At 75.3% G+C, this 8,992-nt stretch carries 9 protein-coding genes and 1 pseudogene; 2 read left to right on the top strand and 8 right to left on the bottom strand.

Features of this window, described 5'->3' with window-relative positions:
* Positions 1–249: 249 nt before the first annotated feature.
* Positions 250–942: a metal-dependent transcriptional regulator gene (locus C6N75_RS16825; protein WP_105869725.1), complete on the bottom strand. Its 693-nt coding sequence runs from the start codon at positions 940–942 to the stop codon at positions 250–252.
* A 192-nt stretch (positions 943–1,134) separates the two neighbouring features.
* Between C6N75_RS16825 and C6N75_RS16830 the strand changes: the two genes are divergently transcribed.
* On the top strand, positions 1,135–1,890 hold the full coding sequence (locus C6N75_RS16830; protein WP_105869726.1) for an SIS domain-containing protein: 756 nt from the start codon (positions 1,135–1,137) through the stop codon (positions 1,888–1,890).
* A gap of 58 nt (positions 1,891–1,948) precedes the next feature.
* On the opposite strand, the gene C6N75_RS16835 is transcribed toward C6N75_RS16830, so the two are convergent.
* Together C6N75_RS16835 and pdxH are read right to left on the bottom strand one after the other, a co-directional pair.
* Complete coding sequence (locus tag C6N75_RS16835; RefSeq protein WP_105869727.1) at positions 1,949–3,343, bottom strand: PAS domain-containing protein; 1,395 nt, start codon at positions 3,341–3,343, stop codon at positions 1,949–1,951.
* 471 nt (positions 3,344–3,814) lie between these two features.
* Positions 3,815–4,495 carry a pyridoxamine 5'-phosphate oxidase gene (pdxH, locus tag C6N75_RS16840; protein ID WP_105869728.1) on the bottom strand — a complete coding sequence of 227 codons (681 nt, stop codon included), beginning with the start codon at positions 4,493–4,495 and terminating at the stop codon, positions 3,815–3,817.
* A gap of 284 nt (positions 4,496–4,779) precedes the next feature.
* Between pdxH and C6N75_RS16845 the strand changes: the two genes are divergently transcribed.
* Positions 4,780–5,880, top strand: coding sequence for a citrate synthase 2 (locus tag C6N75_RS16845; RefSeq protein ID WP_105869729.1), 1,101 nt, complete (start codon positions 4,780–4,782; stop codon positions 5,878–5,880).
* A gap of 49 nt (positions 5,881–5,929) precedes the next feature.
* Here the strand turns inward: C6N75_RS16845 and C6N75_RS16850 are convergent, their stop codons facing one another.
* The 5 genes and pseudogenes from C6N75_RS16850 to C6N75_RS30720 form a co-directional block, all read right to left on the bottom strand.
* Complete coding sequence (locus C6N75_RS16850) at positions 5,930–6,553, bottom strand: TetR/AcrR family transcriptional regulator (protein ID WP_105869730.1); 624 nt, start codon at positions 6,551–6,553, stop codon at positions 5,930–5,932.
* Positions 6,541–7,278 (bottom strand): enoyl-CoA hydratase family protein, encoded by a 738-nt coding sequence (locus tag C6N75_RS16855; protein ID WP_105869731.1) that lies wholly within the window; start codon positions 7,276–7,278, stop codon positions 6,541–6,543. The genes C6N75_RS16850 and C6N75_RS16855 overlap by 13 nt, the downstream gene beginning before the upstream one ends.
* Positions 7,275–7,511: pseudogene (locus C6N75_RS16860) on the bottom strand (AMP-binding enzyme); the annotation flags it as partial. The pseudogene C6N75_RS16860 and the gene C6N75_RS16855, both read right to left, overlap by 4 nt.
* A 26-nt stretch (positions 7,512–7,537) precedes the next feature.
* Positions 7,538–8,695, bottom strand: coding sequence for an acyl-CoA dehydrogenase family protein (locus C6N75_RS16865; RefSeq protein WP_181160502.1), 1,158 nt, complete (start codon positions 8,693–8,695; stop codon positions 7,538–7,540).
* Positions 8,692–8,992 (bottom strand): acetyl-CoA carboxylase biotin carboxyl carrier protein subunit (locus C6N75_RS30720; RefSeq protein ID WP_181160503.1); only part of this gene is annotated, 301 nt, incomplete at its 5' end. The genes C6N75_RS16865 and C6N75_RS30720, both read right to left, overlap by 4 nt.

An 8,992-nucleotide genomic window follows, 5' to 3' on the forward strand; every position in this document is an offset into this window, starting at 1 on the left:
GGCCGCCGGTGCGTCGTCCCCACCTTCCCCACCCCACCCGTCCGCGTGCGGTCATATGCCTGCCGCCAAGACTGGCACGGGGAGGCGGCGGCGGGGGCGCTTTTCGGCTTCGGGGGCGCACAGGGGCGCACTACCGGGAGTGACCGGTGCGCCCCTGGGCGCTGGGCGCTCCGGGTAGGTGGAAAGACCCGGCCCCCGGGGTGGCGGCGTGCGCACCCCGGGGGCCGGACCGTGAGGCTGGTGGCGCGCTCAGCGCTTGGCGACGAAGACGTGGGACGCCACGTCGGCCGCCAGCTCGGCCGCCTCGCCGCTGCTGCCGACCAGCACGCCGCCCGCGGACTCGGTGACGCTGACCACCGAGCCGGGCTGCACGCCGGCGCGGCGCAGCGTGTGCATGAGCTGGGCGTCGGTCTGGATGGGCTCGCCGATCCGGCGGACCACCACCGTCTTGCCGCCCTCGCCCGGGTCGAGGTCGGCCAGCGAGACCATGCCCTCGTCCAGGAACGCCTCGGCCTCGGCCTCCTCGCCCAGCTCCTCCAGGCCCGGGATGGGGTTGCCGTACGGCGACTCGGTGGGGTGGCGCAGCAGCTCCAGCACCCGCCGCTCGACGGCCTCGCTCATCACGTGCTCCCAGCGGCACGCCTCCGCGTGCACCTGCTCCCACTCCAGGCCGATCACGTCGACCAGCAGGCACTCGGCGAGCCGGTGCTTGCGCATCACGCGGGTGGCGAGCCGGCGGCCCTCCTCGGTGAACTCCAGGTGCCGGTCGCCGGCGACGGTGACCAGACCGTCCCGCTCCATCCGGGCGACCGTCTGGCTGACCGTGGGCCCGCTCTGGTCGAGCCGCTCGGCGATGCGCGCCCGCATGGGCACCACACCCTCCTCTTCCAGCTCGAGGATGGTGCGGAGGTACATCTCCGTGGTGTCGATCAGTCCGGACATACGTGCCCCTCGGGAGAAGTCGTGCGCTGGCGGCCCTGGCTCCAATTCTTGCGCATCGGTCGGACAACCGTGCCGGGACGGGTCGGACGGACCCGTACGGCGGGAGGCACGGGGGTTGCGCCGGGCGGTTGACAGCGCAAAGGTCCAGACCGCAACGTGATCCGCGACACGGAGAGAAGGGGGCCTGGCGCGATGGGCGAGAGCGGTCTGGCGGGTCGGTTCTTCGACGCGGCGGTGGAACTGCTGCGGCGGGTGCGGGACGAGGAGGCGGCCAACGTGGCCGCCGCCGGGGAGGCCGTCGCGGCGGCCGTGGCGGGCGGGCAGCGGGTCTTCGCGTTCGGCGCCGGGCACTCCTCGCTGGCGGCCCAGGACGTGGTGTACCGGGCGGGCGGGCTGGCGGTGGTCAACCTGCTGGCGGTGCCCGGGGTGGTCGGCGTGGACGTGATGCCGGCGACGCTGGGCTCGGCGCTGGAGCGGGTGGACGGGCTGGCGGGCGCGGTGCTCGACTCCTCCCCCGCCACCGCCGGGGACGTGCTGTTCGTGGTCTCGCTGTCCGGGCGCAACGCGCTGCCGGTGGAGATGGCGATGAACGCGCGGGCGCTCGGGCTGACCGTGATCGGGGTGACCTCGGTGGCGTACGCGGAGGAGACCAAGTCCCGGCACGTCTCGGGCACCTTCCTGCGCGACCACTGCGACATCGTCCTGGACTCCAAGATCGCGGTGGGGGACGCGGAGCTGACCCACCAGCGGGTCGCGGCCCCGTTCGCGCCCGCCTCCACGGTGGTGACCAGCGCCCTGATGCAGGCCGTGATGGCCGCCGCGACCGAGGCGCTGGCGGACCGGGGCGTGGAGCCGCCGCTGCTGCGCTCGGGGAACGTGGACGGCGGCCACGAGTGGAACGGCCGCGTGATGAGCGAGTACGCCGACCGGATCTTCTTCCGGCACTAGGCCCTCCCCGCGGGCCCCCGCGGGGTCCCCTGCGGGCCTCATGCGGGCTCCGCGGGCTTCAGCCCTCCGCCGCCGCGGCGAGGTCCACCGCGGCGGCGACCCGGGCGGCCACGCTCTGCGCGTACGCCGCGTCCGGGCGCTCGAACGCCGGACGGCCCGGACCGCGCAGGAAAGTCAGCACGCCGAGGGTCCGCCCCCGGCTGCGTACCACCGCGACCAGCGCGTGCACCGCGCCCGCCGGCCAGCGGCGCTCGGCCGCCCAGCCCCCGCCCGCCGCCGCGCCCGCGCTGGCGCGCACCGGCCCGCGCCGCTCGACCGCCTGCCGGGCCGGGTGCCCGGCCGCGTACCGCACCGGGACCCGCGCCCCGGCGGCCGGCCGGCCGACCGGCCCGGGGCCGCCCTCGGGGGAGGCCGCCGCGCGGTGGAAGCCGTCCCCCTCGCACAGGTCGAGCAGCACCTGGTCGGCGTACCCGGGCAGGGCGAAGTCCAGGTGCGTGACGGCGGCCTCCATCGGGTCCTCGCACTCGGCGGCCGCGGCCTCGGCGCGCTGGAGCTGGCTGGCGCGGAACCGCGCCCGGTCGGCGTCCTGGCGGGCCAGCTTGTCGTCGGTGACGTCCCGGAACAGCCAGCCCACGCCCAGCGGCACCGGCTCCTCGGCCAGCGGCGAGGCCAGCCGCAGGAAGCCGCAGTCCCAGGCGCGGCGGCGCTCGCCCTCGGGGGTACGCAGGGTCACCCACAGCTCGGTCCGGGCGCCGGGCGCGCCCTCGGCCAGCACATGCGTCAGGGCGGCCTCCAACTCCTCCACCCCGGCCACCACCACGTCGCCCAGCGGGCGGCCCAGCAGGGTGGTGCGGCCGGCTCCCAGCGCGCGGGCGGCGTGCGCGTTGACCACGGTGGGGCGCAGGTCGACGTCGACCAGCACCACGCCCCAGGGCGCGTCGTCGAACATCGCCTCGCTCAGCGCGATGGACCGCTCCAGGTCGATCCGGGCGTGCACCTCGCTGAAGGCGCAGTACAGCCCGGTGGGCGGGCCGTCCGGGCCGCGCACCCCGGCGGTCTGGGTCCGGACGAGGACCCGCCCGCCGTCCTTGCGCAGCAGCGCGAACTCGTGCACCTGCCGGCCGGGCGCGGCCATCGCGGCGGTCAGCCGGGCGTGCAGGTCGGCGGCGTCGCCCGCGCGCACGGCCCAGCCCGCGAAGCCGGGCCGGCCGACCGCCTCCGCGGCGCTCCAGCCGAGGATCCGCTCGGCCTCGCGGTTCCAATGGGTGATCCGCAGGTCGGCGTCGAACGCGCACAGCGCGGCGTCCATGCCCTCCAGCAGGGCGGCGAGCAGCCGGGCGCCGGGCGCGTCACCGCGCGGCGCGACGTCCGCCGCGTCCGGCCCCGCGCCGCCGGTGCGCTCCGGCTCGTCGGGCGCCGGCGCACTGGCGGTCTCGCTCTTGGACGAACTCATCCGGCACCCCCTGCGGGACGCGTCCCCGTTGCCCCGTCGTCGTCCGTCATTCAACTCGAACGTGACGCAGAGCACAGCCCTTTCCCGGAAAACGGACCATGCCAAAAAAACGGTTGAACCGGCGCGGAGGGGTTCCTAGGCTGTGGTGCACACGAGAAAGGAGGTGATCCGGAAGTGATGTCGTTTCGGATGCGTGAGGTGACTGCGGGCTAAGGCCTGCCGTCGCACTCTGTGCAGCACTTCGGTGCGCGTGTCGCCTCGGCGCGCAAGGCGCATGTCACCGCGGTGTCCCCGCGGCAGGCCTCCTGCCGCAATTCCCAGCAGTCACCGACCCGCGGGTCCGCCGGCACATCCGGCCGGCCTCTCCGGCAGGAGAGAGCAGGACCCGCGGGTTTCTGCATGCCCGGGCCCGGCCCGCTCCCCGCCTGTCCGGGCCAGGGGCCGCTCCCGGCGGGTCCGCGCCCGGGGCCCTCAGGGCGACAGCCGCTCCACGCGCCAGCCCGCGCCGTCCGCCTCGGCCACGTAGCGGAGCCGGTCGTGCAGGCGGTTCTCGTGGCCCTGCCAGAACTCCACCGCGTCCGGGGTGACCCGGAAGCCGCCCCAGTGCGGCGGCACCGGGACCTGCTCGCCCCGCGGATAGCGGGCAGCCAACTCCTCGTAACGGCTGAGAAGTTCCGTCCGCGAGCCGATCACCGACGACTGCGCGCTGGCCCAGGCCCCGAGCTGGGAGCCGTGCGGCCGGGTGCGGAAGTAGGCGGCGGTCTCGTCCCGGCCGACCCGGGCGGCCGTCCCCGTGACGATGACCTGGCGGGCCACCGGGTGCCACGGGAACAGCAGCGAGACGTACGGGTTGGCGGCCAGCTCGCCGCCCTTGCGGGACGCGTAGTTTGTGAAGAAGACGAAGCCCCGCTCGTCGTAGTGCTTCAGCAGCACCGTGCGCGAGGAGGGCCGGCCGTCGGGGGTCGCGGTGGAGACGACCATCGCGTTCGGCTCGTGGATCTCCGGGCTGGCCGCCGCGTCCTCGAACCAGCGGGCGAACTGGCCCGCCGGATCGGGCGCGAGCGCCGACTCGTCGAGCTCGGCGGTGCGGTACTGCTCACGCATCACGGCGGGGTCCAGGGCTGCGTCGCGGGCTTCGGTCACCCGCCCCATCCTGCCGCAGCACCGGCCGGGGCGGGGCAGTCTGCCCAGTGGTGCAGCCGGTCAATCCCGCACGACGGAATCCGCAGAGTGTGCCGGATGTCACGCTTCCCCGCATCGGCGGGAACCGACAGACTCATGGGCTGGGACGTTGTCGCATCTCCCCATTCCCCGCCGCGGGCCGTACGGGACGGCCACCGATCCGGCGGACGGTGAGGGGCCGGTGCGGCCCCGCGTCCCGCGCCGCCGTCCCGGCACCCGCCCCGCCCGTCGCTCACCACACGAGGAGCCGCCTGATGTCCGACTTCGTACCCGGGCTCGAAGGAGTCGTCGCGTTCGAGACGGAGATCGCCGAACCGGACAAGGAGGGCGGCGCGCTGCGGTACCGCGGCGTCGACATCGAGGACCTGGTCGGCCATGTCTCCTTCGGCAACGTGTGGGGACTGCTGGTGGACGGGGCGTTCAACCCCGGGCTGCCGCCCGCCGAGCCGTTCCCGATCCCGGTGCACTCCGGGGACATCCGGGTCGACGTGCAGTCCGCGCTCGCCATGCTCGCCCCCGTGTGGGGCCTCAAACCGCTCCTGGACATCAGCGAGGGGCAGGCCCGCGACGACCTCGCGCGCGCCGCCGTGATGGCCCTGTCGTACGTCGCGCAGTCCGCGCGCGGGCAGGGGCTGCCGATGGTCCCGCAGAGTGAGATCGACAAGGCGCAGTCGGTGGTCGAGCGGTTCATGATCCGCTGGCGCGGCGAGCCCGACCCCAAGCACGTCAAGGCCGTCGACGCCTACTGGACCTCGGCCGCCGAGCACGGACTGAACGCCTCGACCTTCACCGCCCGGGTCATCGCCTCCACCGGCGCCGACGTGGCCGCCGCGCTGTCCGGCGCGGTCGGCGCGATGTCCGGCCCGCTGCACGGCGGGGCGCCCTCCCGCGTCCTCGGCATGATCGAGGAGATCGAGCGCGAGGGCGACGCCGCGGCCTGGGTGCGCCGCGCCCTGGACCGCGGCGAGCGGCTGATGGGCTTCGGCCACCGCGTCTACCGCGCCGAGGACCCGCGCGCCCGGGTGCTGCGCCGCACCGCCCGCGAGCTGGCGGCCCCGCGCTTCGAGGTCGCCCAGGCGCTGGAGAAGGCCGCCCTGGAGGAGCTGCACAACCGCCGCCCGGACCGGGTGCTGGCGACCAACGTGGAGTTCTGGGCGGCGATCGTGCTGGACTTCGCCGAGGTCCCGGCGCACATGTTCACCTCGATGTTCACCTGCGCCCGCACCGCCGGCTGGAGCGCGCACATCCTGGAGCAGAAGCGCACCGGCCGCCTGGTCCGCCCCTCCGCCCGCTACACCGGCCCGGGCTCGCGCGGCCCGCAGGACATCGCCGGCTACGCCGAGATCGGCGGCTGACCGCCGCCGCGGCGGAACGAGGGGCGCCGTCCGCACCGGACGGCGCCCCTCAGCCGTCTCCGCCCAGCGCCTGCTCCACGATCCGCCCCCACTGGGCGACCACCCGGTCCCGCCGGGCCGAGTCGTCGGTCAGCAGGTTGGCGAGGCCGAGGCCGCGGGCCATGTCGAGGAGGCCCTGGACGGTCTCGCGGACGCCGGGGCGGGACTCGTCGGCGGCGAGCAGGTCCACGGCGATGCGGTGGGTCTCGCGGCCGACGCGGGCCTCCAGCTCGGTGACCCGCTCGCGGAGCTGGGGCTCGTCGGAGGCGGCGACCCACAGGTGGAGGGCGGCGCGGAAGAGGGGGCCGGTGTAGAGGTCCACGAGGGCGGCGACGGTCTCCGGGCGGGTGCGCGCCGGCAGGGCGCGCAGGGCCCGGGAGCGCTGCTCGGCGACGTACTCCACGGCCGCGGTGAACAGGTCCTCGCGGGTGGGGAAGTGGTGCTGGGCGGCGCCCCGGGACACGCCGGCCCGTTCGGCGACCACGGAGACGGTCGAGCCGGCCCAGCCGCGTTCGGCCAGGCAGGACACGGCGGCTTCCAGCAGCCGCTGCCGGGTGGCCCGGCTGCGGTCCTGCTTCGGCCCCTGACGTCCGCCGGCGCCCGCCGCGCGGGCCGGGCCGGTCACAACACCCATACGGGGTCCCGTCGTTCGAGGAATGCCGTCATGCCCTCGCGTGCCTCCGCCGAGGCGAAGAGCGAGGCCGAGCGCTGCACGAGGTCCTCCGCGTCGCGCTCGAACGTCTCCAGCACCCTAGCCGTGACCAGCTTCTTGGCCTCCGCCAGGCCCCGCGGGGAGGCCCGGCGCATGCCGTCCAGGACGGGGGCGAGGGCGGCGTCGACGTCGTCGGCGGCCTGGGTGACCAGGCCGATGCGGGCGGCCTCGGCGGCGTCGAAGCGCTCGCCGGTGAGGTAGTAGCGGGCGGCGGCCCGGGGTTCCAGGCGGGGCAGCAGGGTCAGCGAGATCATCGCGGGCGCCACCCCGATGCGCACCTCGGTCAGCGCGAAGTCCGCCTCCGGCCCGGCCACCGCCACGTCGCAGGCGGCCAGCAGCCCCAGCCCGCCCGCCCGGACGTGCCCGGTCACCCGGGCCACCACCGGCTTGGGCAGCTCCACGATCTGCCGCAGGAGCGAGACGAAGGCGTACGGGCTGGGCGGCGCCTTGAGGTCGGCGCCCGCGCTGAAGGTGGAGCCGGTGTGGGTGAGCACCACCGCCCGTACCGCCCGGTCCTTGGCGCAGTCGGCCAGCGCGTCCGACACCTCGGCGACCAGCCCCGCGGAGAGCGCGTTGCGGCTGCCCGGCGCGTCGAGGGCCAGGGTGGTGACACCGCGCTCGTGCGCGGCGGTGACATGACCGGTCATGAGGACTCCCGCTCCCTCGGTTCGCGCCGCAGGATCTTCCCGGACGCCGTCCTCGGCGCGCCGTCGGTGAAGGTGACGCGCCGCAGCTTCTCGTACGGAGCGACCTGCCCCGCGACGCAGGCGATGATGTCCGTCCCGGTCAGCCGGTCCGCGCCGGGCCCCCGGACCACGTGCGCCTTGGGGGGCACCTCGTTGCCGTCCTCGTCGTACACCCCGATCACGGCGGCGTCCGCACGAGCAGGTCTGGTGTCGGCTTGCGTCAGTACGACTTGGGCAGGCCCAGGGTCTGGTGGGAGACGTAGTTGAGGATCATCTCCCGGCTGACCGGGGCGATCCGGGCCACCCGGGACGCGGTGATCAGCTCGGCCAGCCCGAACTCACGGGTCAGCCCGTTGCCGCCGAGGGTGTGCACGGCCTGGTCCACGGCCCGTACGCACGCCTCGCCGGCCGCGTACTTGGCCATGTTGGCCGCCTCGCCCGCGCCGAGGTCGTCGCCCGTGTCGTAAAGGCGGGCCGCCTTCTGCATCATCAGCCTGGCCAGCTCCAGTTCGATGTGGGACTGGGCGAGCGGGTGGGCGATGGCCTGGTGGGCGCCGATCGGCGTCCGCCACACCTGGCGCTCCTTGGCGTACCGGACGGCCCTGTCCAGCGCGTGCCGCCCCATGCCGACGGCGAACGCGGCGGTCATGATCCGCTCCGGGTTGAGCCCGGCGAACAACTGGAGCAGACCCGCGTCCTCGTCCCCCACCAGTGCGTCGTCCGGCAGCCGCACGTCGTCGAAGCTCAGCTCGAACTGGCGCTCGTGCGCCCGGAGTTCCATGTCGATGGCCCGGCGGTGGAAGCCCGCCGCGTCCCGGGGGACGACGAACAGGCAGGGCTTGAGCCTGCCTGTCCGGGAGTCCTCGGTCCGGCCGACGACGAGGGTCGACTCGGCGATGTCGACGCCCGAGACGAACACCTTGCGGCCGGTCAGCAGCCAGCCGCCGCCGTCCGGGTCGCGGCGGGCGGTGGTGGTGATCCGGTGCGAGTTCGACCCGGCGTCCGGCTCGGTGATGCCGAACGCCATGGTCCGGCTGCCGTCCGCCAGCCCGGGCAGCCAGCGGGCCTTCTGCTCCTCGGTGCCGAACCGGGCGATCACCGTGCCGCAGATCGCCGGCGAGACGATCATCATCAGCAGGGGGCAGCCGGCGGCCCCCAGCTCCTCCAGCACGAGGGACAGCTCGGCCATGCCGGCGCCCCCGCCGCCGTACTCCTCGGGCAGGTTCACGCCCAGGAAGCCGAGCTTCCCGGCTTCCGCCCACACGGCGTCCCGCTGCTCGGGCTCGCGGGTGCGGCCGTGCCGGGCGCCGAGCGCGGCGACGGCGGCGCGCAGCGCGGACTGCTCCTCGGTCTCGACGACAACGCTCTGGGTGGTCACGGTCGGGCCTCCTCCTGGACGACGGCGAGCAGGGCGCCGACCTCGACCGGGCGGCCGGGGGCGGCGTGGAGCGCGCTGAGCGTGCCGGAGGCGGGAGCGGTGACGCGGTGCTCCATCTTCATCGCCTCCAGCCAGACGAGCGGCTGCCCGGCCTCCACCCGGTCGCCGACGGCCAGTTCGGCCACCCGGACGACGGTGCCGGGCATGGGTGCGAGCAGCGAGCCGGGCGCGGTGCGCTCGGCCGGGTCGGTGAAGCGGGGGCGGGGGGTGAGCCGGTACGCGGCGGTGGGGGTGTCG

Origin of the sequence: Streptomyces solincola (genome assembly GCF_002982015.1) — a bacterium.
In the GTDB taxonomy this organism is placed as follows: domain Bacteria; phylum Actinomycetota; class Actinomycetes; order Streptomycetales; family Streptomycetaceae; genus Streptomyces; species Streptomyces solincola.